This is a genomic window from Pseudonocardia kujensis, assembly GCF_021283305.1.
GTDB classification, from domain to species: Bacteria; Actinomycetota; Actinomycetes; order Mycobacteriales; family Pseudonocardiaceae; genus Pseudonocardia; species Pseudonocardia kujensis.
Window position 1 is genome coordinate 157,434 of sequence record NZ_JAJSOK010000004.1, and the last position, 22,098, is coordinate 179,531.

General features: G+C 75.0%; 19 protein-coding genes and 1 riboswitch. Of the genes, 10 read left to right on the forward strand and 9 right to left on the reverse strand.

Annotated features, from left to right (window positions below; all coding sequences use genetic code 11):
- Positions 1 to 585: 585 nt before the first annotated feature.
- From LWC35_RS04940 to LWC35_RS04950, 3 genes are all read left to right on the forward strand, one after another.
- Complete coding sequence (locus LWC35_RS04940) at positions 586 to 1,914, forward strand: hemolysin family protein (RefSeq protein WP_232868672.1); 1,329 nt, start codon at positions 586 to 588, stop codon at positions 1,912 to 1,914.
- Positions 1,907 to 2,953: a hemolysin family protein gene (locus tag LWC35_RS04945; protein WP_232868673.1), complete on the forward strand. Its 1,047-nt coding sequence runs from the start codon at positions 1,907 to 1,909 to the stop codon at positions 2,951 to 2,953. Before LWC35_RS04940 ends, LWC35_RS04945 begins: the two co-directional genes overlap by 8 nt.
- Before the next feature lie 88 nt (positions 2,954 to 3,041).
- Positions 3,042 to 3,878 (forward strand): 3-methyladenine DNA glycosylase, encoded by an 837-nt coding sequence (locus LWC35_RS04950; protein WP_232868745.1) that lies wholly within the window; start codon positions 3,042 to 3,044, stop codon positions 3,876 to 3,878.
- Here LWC35_RS04950 and gcvP read toward each other — a convergent pair.
- The 6 genes from gcvP to clsA form a co-directional block, all read right to left on the reverse strand.
- Positions 3,866 to 6,718 carry an aminomethyl-transferring glycine dehydrogenase gene (gene gcvP / locus LWC35_RS04955; RefSeq protein ID WP_232868746.1) on the reverse strand — a complete coding sequence of 951 codons (2,853 nt, stop codon included), beginning with the start codon at positions 6,716 to 6,718 and terminating at the stop codon, positions 3,866 to 3,868. The genes LWC35_RS04950 and gcvP overlap by 13 nt on opposite strands.
- A gap of 238 nt (positions 6,719 to 6,956) precedes the next feature.
- Positions 6,957 to 7,054, reverse strand: a riboswitch (glycine riboswitch).
- Between the two features lie 113 nt (positions 7,055 to 7,167).
- Complete coding sequence (locus tag LWC35_RS04960) at positions 7,168 to 7,746, reverse strand: MerR family transcriptional regulator (protein WP_372462991.1); 579 nt, start codon at positions 7,744 to 7,746, stop codon at positions 7,168 to 7,170.
- Between the two features lie 160 nt (positions 7,747 to 7,906).
- Positions 7,907 to 8,383: a bifunctional nuclease family protein gene (locus LWC35_RS04965; protein WP_037038968.1), complete on the reverse strand. Its 477-nt coding sequence runs from the start codon at positions 8,381 to 8,383 to the stop codon at positions 7,907 to 7,909.
- Positions 8,384 to 8,504: 121 nt separating this feature from the next.
- Positions 8,505 to 8,954, reverse strand: coding sequence for a glycogen accumulation regulator GarA (garA, locus tag LWC35_RS04970; RefSeq protein ID WP_037038971.1), 450 nt, complete (start codon positions 8,952 to 8,954; stop codon positions 8,505 to 8,507).
- 138 nt (positions 8,955 to 9,092) lie between these two features.
- The gene (gene gcvH / locus LWC35_RS04975) at positions 9,093 to 9,500 is read right to left on the reverse strand and encodes a glycine cleavage system protein GcvH (protein WP_232868674.1); all 408 of its coding nucleotides are present in this window, start codon (positions 9,498 to 9,500) and stop codon (positions 9,093 to 9,095) included.
- Positions 9,501 to 9,510: 10 nt separating this feature from the next.
- Entirely contained in the window at positions 9,511 to 10,116 is a 606-nt protein-coding gene (clsA, locus tag LWC35_RS04980) for a cardiolipin synthase ClsA (RefSeq protein WP_232868675.1), read from the reverse strand.
- Positions 10,117 to 10,168: 52 nt separating this feature from the next.
- Here clsA and LWC35_RS04985 point away from each other — a divergent pair, with 52 nt between their 5' ends.
- The 5 genes from LWC35_RS04985 (at position 10,169) to LWC35_RS05005 (ending at position 15,579) form a co-directional block, all read left to right on the forward strand.
- Entirely contained in the window at positions 10,169 to 10,678 is a 510-nt protein-coding gene (locus tag LWC35_RS04985; protein WP_232868676.1) for an OsmC family protein, read from the forward strand.
- A gap of 9 nt (positions 10,679 to 10,687) precedes the next feature.
- The gene (locus LWC35_RS04990; protein ID WP_232868677.1) at positions 10,688 to 12,313 is read left to right on the forward strand and encodes an acetolactate synthase large subunit; all 1,626 of its coding nucleotides are present in this window, start codon (positions 10,688 to 10,690) and stop codon (positions 12,311 to 12,313) included.
- A gap of 131 nt (positions 12,314 to 12,444) precedes the next feature.
- Positions 12,445 to 13,551, forward strand: coding sequence for an MEDS domain-containing protein (locus LWC35_RS04995; protein WP_232868678.1), 1,107 nt, complete (start codon positions 12,445 to 12,447; stop codon positions 13,549 to 13,551).
- Positions 13,551 to 14,498: an ATP-binding protein gene (locus LWC35_RS05000; protein ID WP_232868679.1), complete on the forward strand. Its 948-nt coding sequence runs from the start codon at positions 13,551 to 13,553 to the stop codon at positions 14,496 to 14,498. The genes LWC35_RS04995 and LWC35_RS05000 overlap by 1 nt, the downstream gene beginning before the upstream one ends.
- Before the next feature lie 265 nt (positions 14,499 to 14,763).
- Positions 14,764 to 15,579 carry an AfsR/SARP family transcriptional regulator gene (locus LWC35_RS05005; protein WP_232868680.1) on the forward strand — a complete coding sequence of 272 codons (816 nt, stop codon included), beginning with the start codon at positions 14,764 to 14,766 and terminating at the stop codon, positions 15,577 to 15,579.
- Between the two features lie 79 nt (positions 15,580 to 15,658).
- On the opposite strand, the gene LWC35_RS05010 is transcribed toward LWC35_RS05005, so the two are convergent.
- The 3 genes from LWC35_RS05010 to fgd form a co-directional block, all read right to left on the reverse strand.
- The gene (locus tag LWC35_RS05010) at positions 15,659 to 16,156 is read right to left on the reverse strand and encodes an ATP-binding protein (protein WP_232868681.1); all 498 of its coding nucleotides are present in this window, start codon (positions 16,154 to 16,156) and stop codon (positions 15,659 to 15,661) included.
- A 117-nt stretch (positions 16,157 to 16,273) separates the two neighbouring features.
- A complete protein-coding gene (locus tag LWC35_RS05015) occupies positions 16,274 to 17,074 on the reverse strand; it encodes an enoyl-CoA hydratase/isomerase family protein (protein ID WP_232868682.1) in 801 nt (266 codons plus the stop codon).
- Positions 17,075 to 17,178: 104 nt separating this feature from the next.
- Positions 17,179 to 18,183 carry a glucose-6-phosphate dehydrogenase (coenzyme-F420) gene (gene fgd, locus LWC35_RS05020; protein ID WP_232868683.1) on the reverse strand — a complete coding sequence of 335 codons (1,005 nt, stop codon included), beginning with the start codon at positions 18,181 to 18,183 and terminating at the stop codon, positions 17,179 to 17,181.
- Positions 18,184 to 18,400: 217 nt separating this feature from the next.
- Here fgd and LWC35_RS05025 point away from each other — a divergent pair, with 217 nt between their 5' ends.
- Together LWC35_RS05025 and LWC35_RS05030 are read left to right on the forward strand one after the other, a co-directional pair.
- Positions 18,401 to 20,224, forward strand: a complete 1,824-nt coding sequence (locus LWC35_RS05025; protein ID WP_232868684.1) for an ABC transporter ATP-binding protein — start codon at positions 18,401 to 18,403, stop codon at positions 20,222 to 20,224.
- Positions 20,221 to 22,056 carry an ABC transporter ATP-binding protein gene (locus tag LWC35_RS05030; RefSeq protein WP_232868685.1) on the forward strand — a complete coding sequence of 612 codons (1,836 nt, stop codon included), beginning with the start codon at positions 20,221 to 20,223 and terminating at the stop codon, positions 22,054 to 22,056. Before LWC35_RS05025 ends, LWC35_RS05030 begins: the two co-directional genes overlap by 4 nt.
- Positions 22,057 to 22,098: the final 42 nt, after the last annotated feature.

The window sequence follows — 22,098 nt, forward strand, 5'->3', positions numbered from 1 at the left end:
GTGATCAATCGAACGCTCCGGCGCGATGCACGGTATGTCCGGACGGCCCGCACGCGACGGCCGCCGCGTCCCCGCCCACCGGTCCGCGGCGCACGGGCTGGTCGCCCGCCCGGCGCTTCCCGCCCACCTCGTGCGCGTCACCGACGCGGGCCCGGTCGGCGCTCTGCCCGCCGGAGCTGGTCGACGCGCTGACCAGAACCTGCGACCGGTGCACCCGGGCGCGCGGGCGAGTGCTGGAGGTCACGTCGACGTGTTCCGCCCCTCCCCGGGCCGCGACCGGCGCCGTGGGGGTCGAGGCGGAGCGGGTCCGCCAGGTCCGGGGCGCGCGCGGGGCCGTCGTCCGGACGGGATGGCGACGCCCGCCCGCGTCCGTCCGGCGGAACCCGCCGCGAGTGCGCCCACCGTCGGGGGCGCGACGGCGCCGTGCGCCCTAGACTCGCCCGAGCGCTGCCGGTACCGCCGCCCGGGGCGCAAGCACCCGAGTCCGACAGGAGTCCCGTTGCCGTCCGCGTCCCCAGGACCGTCAGGCAGTAGCGCGCCGGGCCCGGCCCGGCTGTACCGACCCTCCCCGCACCGGCGGCCCCGGTGACCGTCCTCCTCTCCCTCCTCGGCCTGCTCGCCGTCGTGGCCCTCACCCTGGGCACCGCGATCTCGGTGGCCTCGGAGTTCTCGCTGACCGCCCTGGAACGCAGCCAGGTCGACTCGCACGCCGCCGCGGTCGGCGACCGGCGGGCCCGGGCCGTGCAGCGCGCGCACCGCGCGCTGTCCTTCCAGCTCTCCGGCAGCCAGCTCGGCATCACGGTCACCACGCTGGCCACCGGTTACATCGCCGAACCCGCGATCGCCGAGCTCATCCGGCCGGCCCTGGAGGCCGTCGGCCTGTCCGAGGCGGTGTCGGCCGGCGCGGCCACGATCGCCTCGCTGGTGATCGCCACGACCCTGTCGATGGTGTTCGGCGAGCTGGTGCCCAAGAACATCGCGATCGCGAAGCCGCTGGAGACCGCGCGCGCCGTCGTCTGGCTGCAGAGCGCGTTCGCCCACGCGTTCTGCTGGCTGATCGACCTGCTCAACCGCTCGGCCAACGCGATCGTGCGGCGGCTGGGCGTCGAGCCCGCCGAGGAGCTGCGGTCGGCCCGGTCGCCGCACGAGCTCAGCTCGCTGGTCCGCTCCAGCGCCGAGCACGGCACGATCGACGAGGGCACCGCCGCGCTGCTCGACCGGTCGCTGCGGTTCACCGACCGGGTCGCCGAGGACCTGATGACGCCGCGGGTACGCGTCGACGCGCTCGACGCCGCGGACTCGGTCGCCGACCTCGTCGCCCTCGCCCGCCGCAGCGGCCACTCCCGCTTCCCGGTCCACGACGGCGACCCCGACGCCGTCCTCGGGCTGGTGCACGTCAAGCAGGCCTTCGGCGTCGAGCCGAGCGCCCGGGCGGGCACGCCGGTCCGCGACCTCGTGCAGCCCGCGGAGATCGTGCCCGCCTCCCTCGACGGCGACGAGCTGCTCTCCCGGCTGCGCGAGTCCGGGCTGCAGACCGCCGTCGTCGTCGACGAGTACGGCGGCACGGCCGGTCTGGTGACCCTCGAGGACCTGATCGAGGAGATCGTCGGCGACGTGCGGGACGAGCACGACCGCGCCGAGCAGGCGCGGGTGCGCCCGCTCGGGCGGGACAGCTGGCTCGTCTCCGGGCTGATGCGCGCCGACGAGGTCGACGAGGCCACCGGTTTCCGGATGCCGGAGGGCGACTACGAGACCCTGGCGGGGCTGGTGCTGGAGAAGCTGGGCCGCATCCCCGACGTCGGCGACGACGTGACCGTCGAGGGCTGGCGGATCACCGTGATGCGCCGCGACCGCAACCGCATCGCCGAGCTGCGGCTCGCGCGGCTGGCCCCGGAGGCGATCGCCCATGGGTAGCGACGTCCTCGCCGTCCTCGCGGCGATCCTGCTCCTCGCCGCCAACGCGTTCTTCGTGATGGCCGAGTTCGCCCTGATCAGCGCCCGCAAGGACCGCCTGGAGGCGATGGCGGACAGCGGGGTGACCGGTGCGCGGACCGTGCTGCGCGCCAGCTCCGACCTGGCCCGCATGCTCGCCGCCTCGCAACTGGGCATCACGATCGCGTCGCTGCTGCTCGGCCGCCTGGGCGAGCCCGCCGTCGCGCACTTCATCGAGGCGCCGCTGGAGTGGGCGGGCCTGCCGGAGGCCGTGCTGCACCCCATCGCGTTCGCGCTCTCGCTCGCGCTGGTGTCGGTGGCGCACATCCTGCTCGGCGAGATGGTGCCGAAGAACATCTCGATCGCCGGGCCGGAGCGCGCGGCGATCCTGCTCGTGCCGCCGTTCCTGGTCTTCACGACCGTGATGCGGCCCTTCATCGACCTGTTCAACCACCTGGCGAACCTGACCCTGCGGCTGCTGCGGATCGAGCCGAAGGACGAGCTGGAGTCGGCGTTCACCTCCGGCGAGCTGTCGGCGATGATCGCGGACTCGCGCCGCGAGGGCCTGCTCGACGACGAGGAGTCCACCCGGATCTCCCGTACCTTGCGCAACGCCGAGGCGACCGTCGGCGACGTCCTGGTACCCGCCGGGGAGCTGGTCTCCCTGCCGGTGCGGCCGCGGGTCGGCGACGTCCAGCGTGCGGTGGAACAGACCGGGTTCTCGCGGTTCCCGCTGCGCGCCCCGGACGGCCGCTTCACGGGATACCTGCACGTCAAGGACGTGCTCGACGTGATCGACGATCCGGACGCCGTCATCCCGCCCACCCGGGTCCGCGGCCTGCCCGAGGTACCGGCCGACGCCCGGCTCGACGAGGCCGTCGCCGCCCTGCGGACCACCCGCGCCCACCTCGCCCGCGCCGTCGACCGGTTCGGCGCCACGGTCGGGATGGTGGCCATGGAGGACCTGATCGAGCACTACGTCGGCACGGTCCGCGACGCCACCCACACCAGCGGAGCGTGAGTCGCGCCGCGTACCGTGGCGCGCCGTGGTGACCGAGGAGCTGGACGAGCCCGCGTGGCGGGCCCGGGCGGCCGCCCACCGCAGCCGGATGGAGCACTGGACGCTCCCGCACCGCGAGCGCCGGCGCCGCCGCGAACCGCATCCGGTGCAGGACTTCCTGTTCACCTACTACTCGCTGCGGCCCGCCCAGCTCGAGCAGTGGCAGCCCGGCCCGGGGGTGCGGCTGCTGGGCGCGGACGGTGGGTTCACCGGGCGGCCGGGCTACCGGCCCGACGGCGCCGGCGTCGTCCTCGATCCGGCGCTCCTGCCGGACCGCCTGCGCCGCACGGCCGGGTTCGTCCGCGGGCTCGTCTCGGCCACGGCCGCGCGCCCCGCCCGCTACGGCTGCTTCGGCCTGCACGAGTGGGCGATGGTCTACCGAACGGACCGGCCCCGGCACGGCGGCGTGCCGCTGCGGCTCGGCCCGGCCGGCACCGACGAGGTCGTCGAGTCGCTGCCGGTGACCTGCACCCACCACGACGCGTTCCGCTTCTTCACCCCCGCCGCGCGCCCCCTCAACCGGCTGCAGCCGCGGCGCGAGGACCAGGTCGGGCTGGAGCAGCCCGGGTGCCTGCACGCGACCATGGACCTCTACAAGTGGGCGTACAAGCTGCTCCCGGCCACGCCGGCGGAGCTGCTGGGCGACTGCTTCGCGTTGGCCGCCGAGGTCCGCGAGCTCGACATGCGCGCCAGCCCCTACGACCTCGCCGACCGCGGCTACGCGCCGGTGCGGATCGAGACGCCCGAGGGCCGCACCGAGTACGCGCGGGCGCAGCAGGCGTTCGCGGAGCGCGCCGCCCCGCTCCGCGACCGCCTCCTCGCCCTGTGCGCCGCCCTCACCGAACCCGCGGCCCGGCTGACCGCCGGACGGCCTCATGAGCTGTAGGCCTCGATCGGCGGGCAGGAGCAGACCAGGTTGCGGTCCCCGTGCGCCTGGTCGATGCGCCGGACCGGTGGCCACACCTTGCGGTCGTGCACGCCCGGCGTCGCGCCCGTGGGGTAGGCGGCGAGATCGCGCGGGTACGGGTGGTCCCACTTGTCCACCAGGCAGGCGGCGGTGTGCGGCGCCCCGCGCAGCGGGTTGTCGTCGACCGGCCACTCCCCCGCCTGCACGCGACGGATCTCGTCCCGGATGCCGATCATGGCGTCGACGAACCGGTCGATCTCCGCGAGGTCCTCGCTCTCGGTCGGCTCCACCATCAGCGTGCCGGCGACCGGGAAGGACATCGTCGGCGCGTGCAGGCCGTAGTCGGCCAGCCGCTTGGCGACGTCGTCGACCGTCACCCCGGACTCCTTGGTGATCCCGCGCAGGTCGAGGATGCACTCGTGCGCGACCGCGCCCTCGCGGCCCGCGTACAGCACCGGGTAGTGCTCCCCCAGCCGGACGGCCACGTAGTTCGCCGCCGCGACCGCGGTCAGGGTGGCCCGGCGCAGGCCCTCGACGCCCATCATGCGGATGTACGCCCAGGAGATCGGCAGCACGCCGGGGCTGCCGTACGGGGCCGCCGACACCGGGCCGACGGCGTGCTCCCCGGAGCCGCGGCCGGGCAGGAACGGCACCAGGTGCTCGGCGACGGCCACCGGCCCGACGCCCGGACCGCCGCCGCCGTGCGGGATGCAGAAGGTCTTGTGCAGGTTGAGGTGGCTGACGTCGCCGCCGAACGCACCCGGCCTGGCCAGCCCGAGCAGGGCGTTCAGGTTGGCCCCGTCGACGTAGACCTGGCCGCCGGCCTCGTGCACCGCGGCGCAGACGTCCCGGACCTCGGCCTCGTACACGCCGTGGGTCGACGGGTAGGTGATCATCAGCGCCGCGAGCGCGGCTCCGTGCTCGGCGATCCTGGCGCGCAGGTCGGCGAGGTCGACGTTGCCCGCCGCGTCGGTGGCCACCACGACCACCCGCATCCCGGCCATGACCGCCGACGCCGCGTTGGTGCCGTGCGCGCTCGACGGGATCAGGCAGACGTTCCGCTCGGCCTCCCCGCGGGAGCGGTGGTAGGCCGCGATGGCCAGCAGTCCGGCGAGCTCGCCCTGGCTGCCCGCGTTGGGCTGCACCGACACCGCGGCGTAGCCGGTCAGCTCGGCGAGCCAGCGCTCGAGCTGCGTGATCATCTCCCGGGTCCCCGCGGAGTCCCGCTCGGGGGCGAAGGGGTGCAGCTCCGCGAACTCCGGCCAGGTGATCGGCTCCATCTCCGCGGTCGCGTTGAGCTTCATCGTGCAGGAGCCCAGCGGGATCATCGTGCGGTCGAGGGCGAGGTCGGCGTCGGCGAGGCGGCGCAGCCAGCGCATGAGCGCGGTCTCCGAGCGGTGCGCGTGGAAGGTCGGGTGGGTGAGGAACTCCGACTCCCGCCGCAGGTCCGCGGGCAGGGCGTCGGCGGTCGCGGCGTCGAGCTCGGCGACGTCGGCCTGGACGCCGAAGGCCTCCCAGAGCGTGCGCAGGTGCGCGGTCGTGGTCAGCTCCGAGCAGGCCAGGCCCAGCTCGTCGGCGGAGATCCGGCGCACCGAGATCCCGGCCGCGTGCAGGGCGTCGGCGATCTCCGCGGTGCGCCCCGGTACCTGCGCCACCACGGTGTCGAAGAACGCTCCGTGCGCGACGTCCACACCGCCGGCGCGCAGCCCGGCCGCGAGGACCGCGGCCATCCGGTGGGTGCGCCGGGCGATGCGGGTCAGCCCGTCGGGGCCGTGGTAGATCGCGTAGCAGGCGGCGACGACGGCGAGCAGCACCTGCGCCGTGCAGATGTTCGACGTCGCCTTCTCCCGCCGGATGTGCTGCTCGCGGGTCTGGAGGGCGAGCCGCAGCGCGGGGTTGCCGTCGGCGTCCCGGGACACGCCGACCAGCCGGCCCGGCAGCTGGCGCGCGAACTGCTGGCGCACCGACAGGTAGCCGGCGTGCGGTCCGCCGAACCCGAGCGGGACGCCGAACCGCTGGGTGGTGCCCACCGCCGCGTCGGCCCCGAGCTCGCCGGGCGGGGTGAGCAGGGTGAGCCCGAGCAGGTCCGCGGCCACGGCGACCAGACCGCCGCGGGCGTGCACGGCCTCGATCAGCGCCCGCGGGTCGGCGACGCGGCCGGACGCGCCCGGGTAGGAGAGCAGCAGGCCGAACAGCTCGCCCTCGGGCAGGCCCGCCGCCAGGTCGGCGACCACGAGCTCGATGCCCAGCGGTTCGGCGCGCGTCCGCAGCACGTCGATCGTCTGCGGCAGGGTGTCGGCGTCGACCACGAACCGGGGGCTCCTCGCCTTGCCCGCCCGCCGCAGCAGCGTCATCGCCTCGGCGGCGGCGGTGGCCTCGTCGAGCAGCGACGCCCCGGCCACGGGCAGGCCGGTGAGATCGGCCACCATGGTCTGGAAGGCCAGCAGGGCCTCCAGCCGACCCTGGCTGATCTCCGGCTGGTAGGGCGTGTAGGCCGTGTACCAGGCCGGGTTCTCCAGCACGTGCCGGCGGACCACCGGCGGCGTGACCGTGCCCGCGTAGCCGAGCCCGATCATCGGCACCGTCACGGTGTTGCGGTCGGCCAGCCCACGCAGCTCGGCCAGCATCGCCGTCTCCGAGGCGGGCGCCGGGATGCTCGTCGGCACCTCGCCGGTGTCCCGGATGCTGGGCGGCAGGGCGCGGTCGGCCAGCTCCTCCAGCGAGCCGACGCCGATCGCGGCGAGCATCCGGTCCAGCTCGGCGGGCCGGGGCCCGACGTGCCGGTCGGCGAAGGGCACCCCCGCCTCGAGCTCGGCCAGCGAGGGGCCCCGCTGCGGCGCGGGGTCGGCGGTGGTGGTGGTGCTCGACGGTACGGGCGGCGCGTCGGTCACGAGGACGACCTTTCGGGCGGTGGGCAGGACGGCATGCCGGTCGTGCTGCCCTCCCCCTCTGTCCCCACCCGGGTACCCGGGTGCCTGAGAGATTCACCCGGCCGGAGCCGGGCTTTCCCCGTCGGCGGACGCCGGCCCGGTGGCCGGCGTCGCTTTCCAGAGGCGTCTCGCCCGCGCGGTCTCGGGTGCCTGAGAGGTTCCGGGGAGGAGTTGCTCCTTCGGCGCCCGGTCCACGTGCGACCGGGTCTCTCCCGCGCGGGTTCGGCGACTGCCCACCCAGCCTAGCGCCGGATCCCGTGGTTCCACCCGAGGAGCCGCGCCGGGATCCCCCGGACTCGCCGCATGAGCGGCCAGGACCGCAGTACGCGCCCGAGGCGTCAGCTGATGGCGCGGCGGGCGCGGCGACGGGAGAGCTCGTCCTCGGGCGCCTCGTCGACCGAACCGCCGTCCGCGCGCTCGACCGGGAAGTCCTTGATCGAGCCGCTGATCTCGCGCATCGCGCCGGAGACCGCGATCCCGAACACGCCCTGGCCGCCCTGCAGCAGGTCGACGACCTCCTCGGGCGAGGTGCACTCGTAGACCGTGGTGCCGTCGGAGAAGAGGGTGATCTGAGCGAGATCTCTTATCCCGCGCCGGCGCAGGTGCTCGACCGCGACCCGGATGTTCTGCAGGGAGACCCCGGCGTCGAGCAGGCGCTTGACGACCTTGAGGACCAGGACGTCCTTGAACGAGTACAGCCGCTGCGACCCGGAGCCCGCGGCCCCGCGGATCGACGGGACGACGAGCCCGGTGCGGGCCCAGTAGTCCAGCTGCCGGTAGGTGATCCCGACGACCTGGCAGGCGGTGGGACCACGGAACCCGACGAGCTGGTCCGGCAGGCCGTCGAGGCCCTCTCCGACCAGCGGGTCCGGGAAGAGCTCGCCCTGCTCGGGCCCGTCGGACGACGACCCGTCCACGGCACTCCCTCCGCCGGCCGGGACCTCCTGTCCCGACGACCCACTCACCTGTTGACGGAGCCGACGGTAAGCGCGCGGACGCCGACGGTCAACGCGCCACGCCGCCGTACGACCTGCTCATCCGGGCGTGTCGGCGATCAACCCGCACCCGGACGGACCCTCAGCCCGGCTGGGCGCCCCGGAAGTCCTCCGGGGATACGGAGTCGAGGAACTCGCGGAACTTCTCGACCTCGTCCTCCTGCTCGTCCGGGATGACCAGCCCGGCCTCGGAGAGCACGCTCTCGTCGGCGTGGATCGGCACCCCGATGCGGAGCGCGAGCGCCACCGAGTCACTCGGCCGCGCGGACACCGTGATCCCGCCGTCGAAGATCAGCTCGGCGTAGAACGTGCCTTCCTGAAGATCGGTGATCCGCACCTGTTCCAGCCGCCGCCCGAGCGCGCCGATCACGTCCTTCAACAGGTCGTGGGTCAACGGACGGGCAGGCTTGACCCCCTGCTGCTCCAGCGCGATCGCGGTGGCCTCCACCGAGCCGATCCAGATCGGCAGGTAGCGGTCGCCCTGCGTCTCCCGCAACAGGAGGATGGGCTGGTTGGCGGGCAGTTCGACCCTGACTCCCACGACGCGCATCTCGCTCATGCGCCCGCCTCCTCACCCTGGGGTCCGACATCCTCGACGCTACACGCGCGACCCGTGCTTCGCGCGCCTCCGGACGGGCGTCGGCGGCGACTTTTCCGCCCCGCAACGCCTCCGCGCCCGGTCAGCCCTCCGCCCCGGGCTCGGGCCCGGTGAGGAAGACGAGCCGGAACTTGCCGATCTGGACCTCGTCGCCGTTGGCCAGGACCGCCGTGTCGACGGGCTCCCGGTTCACGTAGGTCCCGTTGAGGCTGCCGACGTCGACGACGACGAACTCGCCCGAGTCGCGGCGGAACTCCGCGTGCCGGCGGGACACCGTGACGTCGTCGAGGAAGATGTCGCTGTCCGGGTGCCGGCCCGCGCTCGTGGTCGGCCGGTCCAGCAGGAAACGCGATCCGGCGTTCGGTCCGCGGCGCACGACCAGCAGGGCCGAGCCGGGCGGCAGTGCGTCGACCCCCGAGACCGGCTGCTCCTGGGCGGGCGGCTCGACGTCGGCCAGGAAGTCCGCCCGGAAGACCGACGTGGTCTCCGGGGAACGCTCCGGCGGAACGCCGGGCCCGTCGTTCGTGGTCACCTCGGGGTCTCCTCCTGCGTGGTGCGGTCCCGGTGGCGCCGCTCGGGCGCCGCAGGGGCTTGCTGTCGTGCGGGCCGCCGCGGCACGACCCGCCGAACCTATCGTGCCGGGGCGGTGCGCGGGGGCCGGGGGACGGCGCTAGGCGCCGTCGACGAGCTGCCGGTAGGCCGCGGCGTCGAGCAGTCCCGCGACGGCGCCGGCGGCGTCCTCGCCGAGCTCCAGCTCGACGATCCAGCCCTCGCCGTACGCCGCCGAGTTGATCAGCTCCGGGCTGTCCTCCAGCGCCTGGTTGACGGCCGTGACCTCGCCCGCGAGCGGGGCGTAGATGTCCGACACGGACTTGGTCGACTCGACCTCGCCGAGCGCGTCGCCCTGGGCGAAACGGTCCCCCACCGTCGGGAGCTGCACGAAGACGACGTCGCCGAGCTGCTCCTGGGCGTGGTCGGTGATGCCGACCCTGACCCGGTTCCCGTCGAGGACCCGGACCCACTCGTGGGCCTCGGTGTACCGCAGGTCGTCCGGCGTGGCGGTCTGCTCGGCAGTCACGCAGCGCAGCCTAGCCCTCGGGTCGTGATCCCTCGGCGCGGACCGGTCCTGCGCGCATCGCGAGGACGAACTGCGCGAAGTACAGCAGGCCGGACCACAGGTAGAGGGCCACGCCCCAGGCGGCGAAGGCGTACCCGAACGGCCGCGCGAGCTCGCCCCAGAACCCCGTCCGGGTGCCCAGCAGGAGCAGCGGGAAGGCGTAGAGCAGCAGGAACGTGGCCGCCTTGCCGAGGTAGACGACCGGGAACGGGCCGTAACCGTTGCGGCGCAGCACCGACACGCACAGCCCGAGCACGAGGTCGCGGGCCACGAGCACCCCGACGACCCACCACGGCACCACCTCGCGGACACCCAGCGCGACCAGAGCGGAGAGGATGTAGAGCCGGTCGACGGCCGGGTCGAGGAGCTCGCCGAGGCGTGAGTACTGGTCCAGCAGCCGGGCGAGCTTGCCGTCGGCCCAGTCCGTCACCCCGCCGACGGCGAGGACGAGGATCGCCCACCCGTCCGCCCGCGGGCCGAGCAGCAGCCACAGGAACAGCGGGACCCCGGCGAGCCGCAGCACGCTGAGCAGGTTGGGGACGGTGAGCACCCGCTCCTGCCGGATCACCCCTGTCACGACGGGGAGGGTACCGGTGGAGATCGGCGCCCCGGCGGGCGACGATGGCCCCATGGACGCCACCCGGCTGCGAGACGTGCAGGCCCCGCTGAAGAAGCAGTACAGGGAGGACCCGGAGTCCGCCGTGGTCACCCTCCACGCCGACGGCGAGCTCGACGGCACCGGCGTCGCCTGCCGGGTACGGACCGCGACCGCGCTGGCCGAGGCCGGTCTGCACCCCGCCACCGGTGGCGACGGCACCCAGCTCTGCTCCGGCGACATGCTCCTCGAGGCGCTGGTCGCCTGTGCCGGGGTCACCCTGCGGGCCGTGGCGACGTCGATGGGCCTCGAGGTCTCCGGCACCGTGCGCGCCGAGGGCGACCTGGACTTCCGCGGCACCCTCGGCGTCGACAAGGAGGCGCCGGTCGGGTTCCGCGACGTCCGCCTGTCCTTCGCGCTCGACACGACGGCCGACGACGACCAGGTCGCGAGCCTGGTCGAACTGACCGAGCGGTACTGCGTGGTGCTGCAGACGATCAAGGGCAACCCGCACACCGAGGTTGCGGTGACCACCGCCGGGTAGCGTCGCGGCATGGCAGGACCCGAGACAGGACCCGACCCGGCCGCACGGACCACGGAAGAGCGCACGGGTGCGCAGGTGCTGCTGCGCACCCTCGTCGACGCCGGCGTCGACGTCTGCTTCGCCAACCCCGGCACGTCCGAGATGCACCTGGTCGCGGCGCTCGACGCCGAGCCCCGGATGCGCGCGGTGCTGACCCTGTTCGAGGGCGTCGCCACCGGCGCCGCGGACGGCTACGCCCGGATGGCGGACAAGCCGGCGGCCACGCTGCTGCACCTCGGGCCCGGCCTCGCCAACGGCACGGCCAACCTGCACAACGCGCGGCGGGCCGGCACGCCGGTGGTCAACGTCGTCGGCGACCATGCGCTGGACCACAAGCCGCTCGACGCCCCGCTGGAGTCGGACGTCGACGCGCTGGCCGGGACGGTCTCGGCGCGGGTGCACCGCAGCCTCTCGACCGCGGACCTGGGCCGGGACACCGCCGACGCCGTGGCCGCGGCCTGCGGTCCGCCGCCCGCCGTCTCGACGCTGCTCGTGCCCGCCGACGTCGCCTGGAGCTCGGCCGCCGGGCTCGAGCCGGGCACCGTCGCGCCGCCGGCCGCCCCCGGCCGCGGCACCCTCGACGCCGACGGCCTGGAGTCCGCGGCCAAGGCGCTCTGGTCCGGCGAGCCGTGCACCCTGCTCGTCGGCGGCACCGGCCTGCGCGAGCGCGGACTGGTCGCGGCGCACCGGATCGCGGCCGCCACCGGGGCCCGGGTGCTGGCCGAGTGCTTCCCGACCCGGATGGAGCGCGGCGCGGGTGCCCCGCCGATCTCCCGGCTGGCCTATTCGGGCGACGTCGCCCGCAAGCAGCTCGAGGGGACCGCGCACCTCGTGCTCGCCGGGGCCGCCTCGCCCGTGACCTTCTTCGGCTACCCCGGCAAGCGCGGCGACCTGGTGCCGGAGGGTGCCACCGTCCACCGCGTCACCGACGTCGGGGCGGCCGGGACCGTGGCGCTGGAGGCGCTGGCGGACCTGGTCGCCGGGGCCGTCACCGACGTGCCGCGCGCCGAGGCCGCTCCGCCCGCGCTGCCGACGGGCCCGTTGACCGTGCAGTCGGCCGCCGAGGTCGTGGGGGCGCTGCTGCCCGAGGGCGCGATCGTGGTCGACGAGTCGGTCACCTCCGGCGCGGGCCTGCCGGAGGCCACGGCCGGGTCGGCGCGGCACGACTGGCTCACCCTGACCGGTGGGGCCATCGGGTTCGGCCTGCCCGCGGCGACGGGCGCGGCCGTCGCGTGTCCCGACCGGCCCGTCTGGTGCCTGCAGGCCGACGGCAGCGCGATGTACACGATCTCCGCGCTCTGGACCCACGCGCGGGAGAACCTCGACATCACCACGGTCGTCTACGACAACGGCGCCTACGCGATCCTGCGGGGCGAGCTGCTCGGCGTCGGCGCGTCCCTGCCCGCGGACTCGCCGGCCCGGTCGCTGCTGGACCTCGGCTCGCCGCGGCTGGACTTCGTCGCCCTCGCCACCGGGATGGGGGTGCCCGCGGTGCGGGCGTCGACGGCCGAGGAACTGGCCGACGCGCTGCGCCGGGCCGCCGCCGAGCCCGGCCCGCACCTGGTCGCCGCCCAGGTCCCGCCGCTCGTCCCCTGATCTTGACCGCCGATCCCGCCGTTCGCCGCGGTGTCGTGTCGGTTCGGCGCGGGTACCCCCGGCGGTGTGACGGGTGACCCTCGGGCGCGCCCGTAGGGTGGTGATCTGGTCACGAGCAGCGAGCGAGAGACATGAGCGTGCGAGCGGCAGAGGATCTGGCGTCCGGCGACCACGCCTGCGCCGTGCCGGTCAGCGACGAGCAGCTCTGGGAGCTCACGGCGCAGTTCCTCTCCGGCGGGCTGCGCCGCAACGAGAAGGTCGTCTACTTCGACGACGGCACCTCCGAGCGGGTGCTGGAGCGGCTGACCGAGGACCGGGTGCCGGTCGCCGCCACGCTCCGCAGCGGCCAGCTGCAGGTCGTGCCCGCGGACGTCACGCGCGGGGCCTTCCGCTCCCCCGTCGCCGACGTCCGCGCCCTCCTCCACTCCTACGTCGACGGCTCGGTCGCCCAGGGCTGGTCGGGCTTCCGGATGACCGGGCAGATGAGCTACGGCGCCGACGCCCCCGCGGGCATCCCGATGACGACCTACGACGCCGCCCTCGACGACGTCGTCCGCGAGCGCCGGTTCGCCGCCCTGTGCCTCTACGACCACGGGCACTACAGCCAGGACCAGATCGAGCGGATGCGGGCGGCGCACCGCGAGGAGCTCAGCGCCCCCGCCGCCTACGACGACGGGCTGCTGCGGATCACGCAGACCGGGGTCACGGCGGTACGCCTGGCCGGCGAGGCCGACCACAGCAACCGCCCGGTGATCCACAAGCTGATCACCGACACCCTCGACCGGGCGCTGCGCTCGGCCGACGCGCCCACGGACATCGAGCTCAACCTGGCCTCGTTGCGGTTCCTCGACGTCGCCGGGGCGGTCGCCCTGGTGCACGCCGCCGAGGAGTTCCCGAGCAGCCACCGCCTGGTGCTCGGCGACGTCCGGCCGGCCGTGCAGCGGGTGCTCGACCGGTGCGGGGCGCCGTTCGCGACCCAGCTGGTGGTCCGCGAGGCCCGGCAGCCCCCGACCCGGCTGCCCGAGCCGGCGGACGGGCCGCACGGTGCGCGCGAGCGCCGCCTCGCCGCGGCGGACCCGGCCCCGGGACCGGGTCCGGGCGGGACGGGTCCGCACGGGGCAGGTCCGCACGGGGCAGGTCCCCACGGGGCAGGGCGGGACGACACGCCCGAGGACCGCTCGGCCGACGTCCCCGACGACGGTCCCCGCCGTGAGCCCGCGACCGAGGGGGCGCCCTGATGAAGGTCGAGTCCCGCGTCCCCGCGCACACCCGGCTGCGGCACGCCGTGGAGTTCCACGACGGGCCCGCGGACCAGCTCGCGCGCGCCGTCGCCTTCGCCCGGGCCACCGTGCGCCGCGGCGAGCAGCTGGCGGTGGCGGTGCCGCCGCTGGTCGAGAAGGCCGTGTTCGACGCGGTGGGGCACGCCGGTGTCGTCGCCCTGACGGCGCCGTACGGGGCCTCCGGCGGCTCCGGGCAGACCACCGCCGCGTCCTGGGCCCGCGAGCTGCGCTCGCTGGTGCAGAGCGACGCCGGCGCCACGGTGCTGTGCGGGCACGACCCGGCGCACGACGGCGTCGACGGCGGCTACTGGACCGAGCTCGACGCCGCGCTCAACGTCTCGCTGGCGGACCTGCCGGTGGAGCTCGTCTGCCTCTACCCCGCGTGGCCGCTGCACCTCGAGGTGCTCGAGGGCGCCCGCGCCAACCACCCGTACGTGCGCGCGGAGGGCGCGCTGACGGCCAACCCGGAGCACCGCTGCCCGCTGGAGGTCCTGCGCGGGCGGGAGCGGGCGGCGCCGCTGGTCCTGGGCCCGCCGGACGTCACCTACCGGTACAACTCCTGGCAGCTGCACGAGGTCCGCCGGATGGTCGCGCGGCTCGCGCCGGCGCTGGGCTTCGACCCGGTGCGCTCCGAGGACCTGGTGCTGGCCGTGAACGAGATCGCCACGAACGCCGTCGAGCACGGGGCGCCGCAGGCGGAGATCCAGCTGTGGGCGACCGCGGGCGGGTTGGTCTGCGAGGTGCACGACACCGGCGAGCTCGACGAACCCCTCCCCGGACTCACCGCACCGCACCCGGCGGAACCCCGCGGGCGCGGGGTCTGGATCGCGCGCCAGCTGTGCGACCTGCTGCACGTCTGGCAGGACCCGGGAGGAACGCACGTCCGGCTGCACGCGACCCCCTGACCGGGGGCGGCGAAGGCCGCGTTAAGATCGCTCCCGGGCGTCATCACTTGGGCTGTACCTGCGGTTTGTCAATTGGGTACGTGCAGATCGTAACTGTGACGAAACAGCCTCTTGGCAATCCGGGTCGTCGGGAGAACACTGTTCGGCGGCACGGAGCCCACGAGGCGTGCCCACGGGTCACCAGTCGAGTACCACCACAGTCGGGATAACCATGTCTGACGGTCACCGCCGATCCCTCTCCGAGTGTCCGGGCCACCGCATCACGGTGCTCGGTTCCTTCGGTCTCACCTCGGACGGCACCACCGTGCCGTTGAGTGTGGACTCCCGCCGCGTCGTCGCGTACCTGGCCGTGCACCGCCGGCCGCAGCCGCGCGCCGGCCTCGCCGCCGACCTCTGGCCGGGCGTACCCGCCGAGTCCGCACACCGGCTGCTCGCCGAGGCGGTGGGCGGCATCGACGTACCGGGCCTGCTCGTGGGCGACCCGGGCGACGAGGCCGCCCCGCTGGCCCTGGCCGACGAGGTCGAGGTCGACCTGTCCGACGCGATGCTGCTGGTCCGCGCCTTCAACGGCGGTGGCCGCCTCACCGACCGTCCCGCGGTCGACCTGCTGGCCGAGGACATCCTGCCGGCCTGGACCTCCCCGTGGATCGCCGTCGAGCGCGAACGTTTCCGCCAGCTCCGGCTCGCCGCGCTCGAGGAGGTCTCCCTCAAGCTCACCGCGGCCGGCCTGTTCGCCGACGCCGTGGAGATCGCCGAGATCGCCGTGACCGCCGCCCCCAGCCGGGAGAGCGCGCGCCGGACCCTGATCGAGGCGCTGCTGGCCAAGGGCGACGTCGTCGAGGCGGTCGCGCAGTACGACGCGTTCCAGGAGCTGCTGCGCACCAGCGTCGGCCCGGAGAGCGCGGGCCTCGAGAGCCTGTTCCCGTTCGCCGGCGCCTGGCCGATGCGGCCCGGGATGGGCGGGTTCCGCCGCCCGGTGCAGCGCTCGGCGGTGGTCCTGCCCGGGCTGCGGGCCGCGCGCCCGGCCTCGCCCGGTGCCCCGCGCCGGCTGGTCTCCGGCGGTTCGGTGCCCGGCCGCTGAGCGCACCCGTCCCGACTGTCCCTCCGGAACCCCGGTCGCCCCGCGGCCGGGGTTCCGGCGTTCTCGGCCGCGGCCCGGTTCAGTCCGGGATCGCCAGCTCCAGACACACCTCGGTGCCCCGGCCGGTGGCCATCACGTCGAGGCGCGCGGCCAGGGCCCGGATCATCGGCAGCCCGCGGCCGCGATCCCGGGCGACGCCGGCGGAGGTGGGCCGCCAACGCCCCTGGTCGGAGATCCGCGCGGCGATCACGCTGCCCGAGCGGCGCCGGCGTAGTTGCACGTCGACCTCGACGGGACCGGGCGGTCCGCCGCGGTAGGCGTGGTCGACGGCGTTGGCCGCCGCCTCCCCGACCGCGAGCAGCAGGTCGACGAGGACGTCGGCGGACAGCCCGGCGCACCTGCCCCACCGGGAGACGGCGCTGCGGATGCCGGAGAGCTCGTCCGCCACCGCCGTGCGGACGATGCGCAGCTCGTCCGGTACCGCGCGGCCCGGCCTGCGGCCGGCCGCGGCGTGTCCCGCCGTCGGGTGCGCCGTCGGTGCAGCCGGGACGCCGCGCTGCGGGCCGTACGCGTTCACGAGCGGAGTGCCCCCGGGGAGATCGACGGTGTGGCGCACCGGGTCCGGTCGCCTCGCCTGGTATCCCCCGAGGGCGCGCCCGGCAAACAGGGACCGCCGCCGCGTGGCCGGACCGGGTCAGCCGTGGAAGCGGGGCGCCCGCTTCTCCCCGAACGCGGTGAGGCCCTCGGCGCCCTCGGGTCCGGCGGCGCTGGCCGAGATCGACGCGGCCTCCGCGTCCAGGTGGGTCCGCAGGTCGTGGTCGAAGGTCCCGGCCAGGAGCCGCTTGATCCGGCCCAGTGCGGCCGTGGGGCCCTGGGCCAGGCGGTACGCCGTGGCCTCGGCCTCGGCGGCCAGCTCGGTGTCCTCGACCAGCACGGACGCGACGCCCAGGGACAGCATGTCCTCGGCGGAGAGCACCTGGTCGGTCAGCAGGATGTGCCGGGCGCGGCCGAGCCCGACGATCCGCGGCAGCGTCCAGCTCATGCCGCCGTCGGGCGAGAACCCGATCGCCGGGTAGGCGGGCCGGATCCGCGTGGAGGTGCCGACGACCACCACGTCCGTGGCGAGCACCAGGCTCATGCCCGCGCCGGCGGCCCAGCCCTGGACGCCGGCCACCGTCGGGACGGCGCAGCGGACGTACGCCTCGAGCATCTCGTGGAACAGGTCGGCGACCTCGCGCACGAACGCGCCGCGGTCCTCCGCGGCCGCGAACGACCGGACGTCGCCGCCCGCGCAGAAGTTGCCGCCGTCGTGCGCGAGCCGGACCGCGCCGATACCCCGCTCGGCCGCCTCCTCGGCCGTGCCGAGCCCGCGCAGCGCCGCGGCGACCTCGGCCATGGCCGGGCCGTCGAGCGCGCCGGCCTTGCCCGCCGTCACCCGGCACCGCAGCACCCGGCCGTCCTGCACCACCACCGGGCTCCCGCTCGCACCGCTCATCCCACCGCTCCTCACCCGGGGCGCGTCCCCGTCGACCCGGCAGACTAACGGTCAGCGCTGACCGGAGGGAACGATCGCCCCGGGTGAGGCGGCCGACACCGGCCTCAGGCCAGCGCGCGCAGCTTCGGGACGACGTCCTCGGCGAACTGGGTGAGGAAGCGCTCCTGGTCGTGGCCCGGACCGTGGAAGACCAGGTGGTTGAGCCCGGCGTCGAGGTAGGGCTTGATCTGCGCGACCGCCTCGTCCGGGTCGCTGGCCACGATCCAGCGCTTGGCGACCTGCTCGATGGGCAGCTCGTCGGCGAGGCGCTCCATCTCCTCCGCGGAGTCCACCGTGTGCTTCTGCTCGGCGGTCAGCGACAGCGGCGCCCAGAAGCGGGTGTTCTCGAGCGCGGCGTCCGGGTCGCGGTCGTAGGAGAGCTTGATCTCGATCGTGCGGTCGATGTCGTCGAAGGACCGGGACTCCTTCTCCGCGCCCTCCTTGACCGCCGGGACCAGCTTCTCGGTGTAGAGGTCCATGCCCTTGCCCGAGGTGCAGATGAAGCCCTCGCCGGAGCGCCCCGCGTAGCGCGCCACCACCGGCCCACCGGCGGCGATGTAGACCGGCACCGGCTTCTCCGGCCGGTCGTAGATCTTGGCGTTGACGAGCGTGTAGTAGTCGCCCTCGAAGTTGACGTTGTCCTCGGTCCACAGCGCCCGCATCAGCCGGATCGCCTCGCGCAGCCGGGCGAAGCGCTCCTTGAACTCCGGCCACTCCCGGCCCGACACCGCGATCTCGTTGAGCGCCTCGCCGGTGCCCGCGCCGAGGATGATCCGGTCGTCGTAGAGCAGCGCCATGGTGGCGAAGGTCTGCGCCATCACGGCAGGGTTGTAGCGGAACGTCGGCGTGGTCACGCTCGTGCCGATCTGCACCCGCCGGGTGCGCTCCCCCACCGCCGCCATCCAGGTCAGCGCCGACGGGGCGTGGCCGCCCTCGTGCCGCCACGGCAGGAAGTGGTCCGACACCCACACGCTGTCCAGGCCCACCTCCTCGGCCCGCACGGCGTACTCCACCAGGTCACGGGGCCCGAACTGCTCCGCCGAGGCCTTGTAACCGATCTTCAGGTCCACGCTGGTCCTTCCGCTGGGGTCACCCCTCCTGCGCACAGGTCTACTACACCGGGCGGCCGCCGACACCCGCGCCACTTGACCTCGACCGCGGTTCAGGTCGCACGGTCGGGTGGTGATCGACACAAGGGCGGGGACGACGCGCACCGGGTCCGCCCACGGCGAACCCGGCGGAACTCGGATGCGCGCGGCACGGCGGGTTCGTAGCGTGGACGAAACCATGCCTGCTGATCCCGACACCGCGCAGGCGCAGGACCCTCCCACGACCGAGCCGTCCGGGGCCGTGATCCGGCCCGCGGCGACCCTGGCCGCGCTGCGCCGCCTCGCCCCCTACGTCCGGCCGCACCGCCGCGCCCTCCTCGGCTCGGGGGCGGCGGCGCTCGCCGCGACCCTCGCGGCCCTGGTGATCCCGCTGGTCACCCGCCGGATCGTCGACGGGCCGATCGCCCGCGGCGACCTCTCTCCGCTGCCCTGGCTGGTCGGCGGCGTCCTCGCCCTGGGACTGGCCGAGGCCGTGCTGCTGCTCGTCCGCCGTCGCATTGTCGCGCGCCCGACCACCCGCATCGAGGCGGACATGCGCGCCGACCTCTACTCACACCTGCAACGGTTGCCGATCGCCTTCCACGACGGCTGGCCCTCCGGCCAGCTGCTCTCCCGTGCGGTGCAGGACCTCTCCACGATCCGCCGGTTCCTGGCGTTCGCCGGGGTCTTCCTCGTGGTCAACACGATCACCGCGCTGGTCGGCATCGCGATCCTCGGGGCCCTGTCGTGGCTGCTCGGGGTGGCGGTGCTGGTCGTCGCGGTGCCGCTGGTGGCCCTGACCCTGCGGCTCGTGCGCCGCTACGCCGTGGTGGCGCGGCTGGCGCAGGACCAGGACGGGGACCTCGCGACGGTGGTGGAGGAGTCGGCGCTCGGCGTCCGCGTGCTGCGCGCGCTGGGCCGGGGCCGGCAGATCACCGAGCGGTTCGTCGCCGGCGCCCGCGGCCTGCGCCGCACGGAGCTGCGGAAGGTGCGGTTGCAGGCGGCGCTGTGGTGCGTGCTCGTGCTGCTGCCCGAGGCCGCGATCGCGATCATCCTCGCGATCAGTGCATGGGGCGTGGCGACGGGCGCGTTGACCGTCGGCACGCTGGTCGCCGCCGTGACGATCATGACGTATCTGTACTGGCCGATCGCGTCGCTCGGGTGGCTGCTCACCGAGGCCGGGAACGCCGCGGCCGCGACCCGCCGGTACTGGGAGGTCCGCGACGTCGCACCGGCGATCGTGGACCCGCCGGACCCCGTGGACCTCGGCCCGGTCCGCGGCCGCGTCGAGTTCCGCGCGGTCCGGTTCCGGCACGAGGGGGCCGAGGCCGACGTGCTGCGCGGCGTCGACCTCGTCGTCGAGCCCGGCGAGACGATGGCCCTGGTCGGCGCCACCGGCGCGGGCAAGACCGTGCTGACCTCGCTGGTCGGCCGGCTGGCCGACGTCACCGGCGGCGCGGTGCTGCTGGACGGCGTCGACGTCCGGCGGCTGCGGCTCGCGGACCTGCGCACGGCCGTCGCGACGGCCTTCGAGGACCCCGTGCTGATCTCGGCGAGCGTGCGGGAGAACGTGGCCCTCGGCCTGCCCGACGCGAGCGACGCGGACGTGTGGGAGGCCCTGCGGGTCGCGGGCGCCGCCGGGTTCGTCGAGGCGCTGCCCTGGGGCCTCGCGACGCGGATCGGCGAGCAGGGGCTGTCGCTGTCCGGCGGGCAGCGTCAGCGGCTCGCCCTGGCCCGCGCCGTGCTCGGCCGCCCGCCCGTCCTGGTGCTCGACGACCCCCTCTCCGCCCTCGACGTGCACACCGAGGCCGAGGTGGAGGCCGCCCTGCGCAGCGTGCTCGGCGGGGTGACGGCGCTGGTGGTGGCCCACCGCCCGTCGACCGTGCAGCTGGCCGACCGGGTCGCGCTGCTGGAGGACGGCCGGGTGACCGCGGTCGGCACGCACCGTGAGCTGCTGGCCCGCAACGCGACCTACCGGGACCTGCTGAGCAGCCCCGACGCCGAACGGGTGGGTGCGGCATGAGCGCCGGGACGACGGACGTCGACCTGGACTGGCGCGGCGTCGGCGACGACAGCGAGGAGGTCACCCGGGCCGCCGGGCTGCGGCTGGCCCGCAGCGCCCGCCGCCTGGTCGCCGACCTGCTGCGGCCCCGTCGCCCGGCCGTGGCGCTCGCGCTGCTGATCCTGGTCGTCGAGAACGCGGTGATGCTCACGGGGCCGCTGCTCGTGGCGCTGGCCGTGGACACCGGCGTCCCGGCGGCGCTCGACGGCCGCCCGGCCCCGCTGGCGTGGTCCGTCGCCGGGTACGCGGCGTGCGGGCTCGCGTCGTCGGGGCTGCGGGCGGCCTTCCTGCTGCTCTCCGGCCGGATCGGGCAGGACGTGCTGCTGGAGCTGCGCCGGCGGGTGTTCCGGCAAGCGCAGCGGCTCGCCCTCGAGTGGCACGAGTCGTACACCTCCGGGCGGCTGATCTCCCGGCTGACCAGCGACCTGGAGTCGATCGACGACCTGCTGCAGCAGGGGCTCGACGGCCTGCTGGGCGCGCTGCTCTCGCTCGCCGGCATCACCGTGCTGCTCCTGCTGATCGACCCGGTGCTTGCGGGCGTGGTGCTGGCCGGGTTCGCGCCGTTGGCGCTGCTGACCCGCTGGTTCCAGCGCCGTTCGCGGGCGAGCTACCGGCTCACCCGCACCTGGGTGGCGCGCGTGATCGTCCAGTTCGTCGAGTCCATGAACGGGATGCGCGCGGTGCAGGCCTACCGCCGCGAGGCGCGCAACGAGTCGATCATGGAGCAGCTGAACCACCGGTACCGCGACGCCAACGCCGACGCCCTGCTCACGCTGTCCTGGTTCGTGGCCTGCGTGCGGGCCGTCGGGAACCTGACCCTGGCGCTGGTGCTGCTGCTCGGCGCGCTGCGGGTCACCTCCGGGGCGCTGGAGCTGGGGGCGCTCACGGCGTTCCTCCTCTACCTGCGGCGCTTCTACGACCCGCTCGACCAGCTGGCCCAGTTCATGAACGCCTACCAGTCGGCGGCCGCGGCCCTGGAGAAGCTGGCTTCGGTGCTGGAGACGCCGATCGGGGTGCCGGAGCCGGCGCACCCGCGGGCCCTGCCCGTCCCGGTGCGCGGCGCGCTGGCCTTCGACCGCGTGACCTTCGCCTATCCGCGGGCGCCCGAGCGGGTCGTGCTGCCGGAGTTCTCGCTGACCGTGCCGGCCGGGCAGACGGTCGCGCTGGTCGGCGAGACCGGGGCGGGCAAGACGACACTCGCCAAGCTTGCCGCCCGGTTCCACGACCCGGTCAGCGGCGCCGTGCTGCTCGACGGCGTGGACCTGCGCGACCTCGCCGACGCCGACCTGCGGCGGGCGCTCGTCATGGTCACGCAGGAGCCGTTCCTGTTCTCCGGTTCGCTGGCGGACAACGTCGCCATGGGACGGCCCGGCGCCTCGCGTGCGGAGATCGCCGCCGCCGTCGAGGCCGTCGGGGCGGGCTTCGCGCACGACCTGCCGGAGGGGCTCGACACCGACGTGCGCAAGCGCGGGGGGCGGCTCTCGGCCGGGCAGCGGCAGCTGGTCTCGCTGGCGCGCGTCGTCCTGGCCGACCCGGCGGTCGTGCTGCTCGACGAGGCCACCTCCAGCCTCGACATCCCGTCCGAACGGGCGGTGCAGGCCGCGCTGGAGACGGTGCTGGCGGACCGCACGGCGCTGATCATCGCCCACCGGCTCTCGACGGTCGCGATCGCCGACCGGGTGCTGGTGATGGGCGGGGGCCGGATCGTCCAGGACGGCACGCCGGGCGAGCTCCTGGCGTCGGGCGGCGACTTCGCCGACCTCCACGCGGCCTGGCAGGACTCCCTCCGCTGACCCCCGCCCGAAGTCGCAGTAGGGTTCCATGACGCGCTCGGG

Excerpts from the sequence above, each read along its gene's own strand:
- LWC35_RS04985 (WP_232868676.1), top strand. The coding sequence starts at position 10,169 with ATGGACGCCACCCGGCTGCGAGACGTGCAGGCCCCGCTGAAGAAGCAG.
- LWC35_RS04945 (WP_232868673.1), top strand. The coding sequence starts at position 1,907 with ATGGGTAGCGACGTCCTCGCCGTCCTCGCGGCGATCCTGCTCCTCGCC.
- LWC35_RS04990 (WP_232868677.1), top strand. The coding sequence starts at position 10,688 with ATGGCAGGACCCGAGACAGGACCCGACCCGGCCGCACGGACCACGGAA.
- LWC35_RS04965 (WP_037038968.1), bottom strand. The coding sequence starts at position 8,383 with ATGAGCGAGATGCGCGTCGTGGGAGTCAGGGTCGAACTGCCCGCCAAC.
- LWC35_RS04950 (WP_232868745.1), top strand. The coding sequence starts at position 3,042 with ATGGAGCACTGGACGCTCCCGCACCGCGAGCGCCGGCGCCGCCGCGAA.
- LWC35_RS04995 (WP_232868678.1), top strand. The coding sequence starts at position 12,445 with ATGAGCGTGCGAGCGGCAGAGGATCTGGCGTCCGGCGACCACGCCTGC.
- LWC35_RS05030 (WP_232868685.1), top strand. The coding sequence starts at position 20,221 with ATGAGCGCCGGGACGACGGACGTCGACCTGGACTGGCGCGGCGTCGGC.
- LWC35_RS05000 (WP_232868679.1), top strand. The coding sequence starts at position 13,551 with ATGAAGGTCGAGTCCCGCGTCCCCGCGCACACCCGGCTGCGGCACGCC.
- LWC35_RS05015 (WP_232868682.1), bottom strand. The coding sequence starts at position 17,074 with ATGAGCGGTGCGAGCGGGAGCCCGGTGGTGGTGCAGGACGGCCGGGTG.
- LWC35_RS05025 (WP_232868684.1), top strand. The coding sequence starts at position 18,401 with ATGCCTGCTGATCCCGACACCGCGCAGGCGCAGGACCCTCCCACGACC.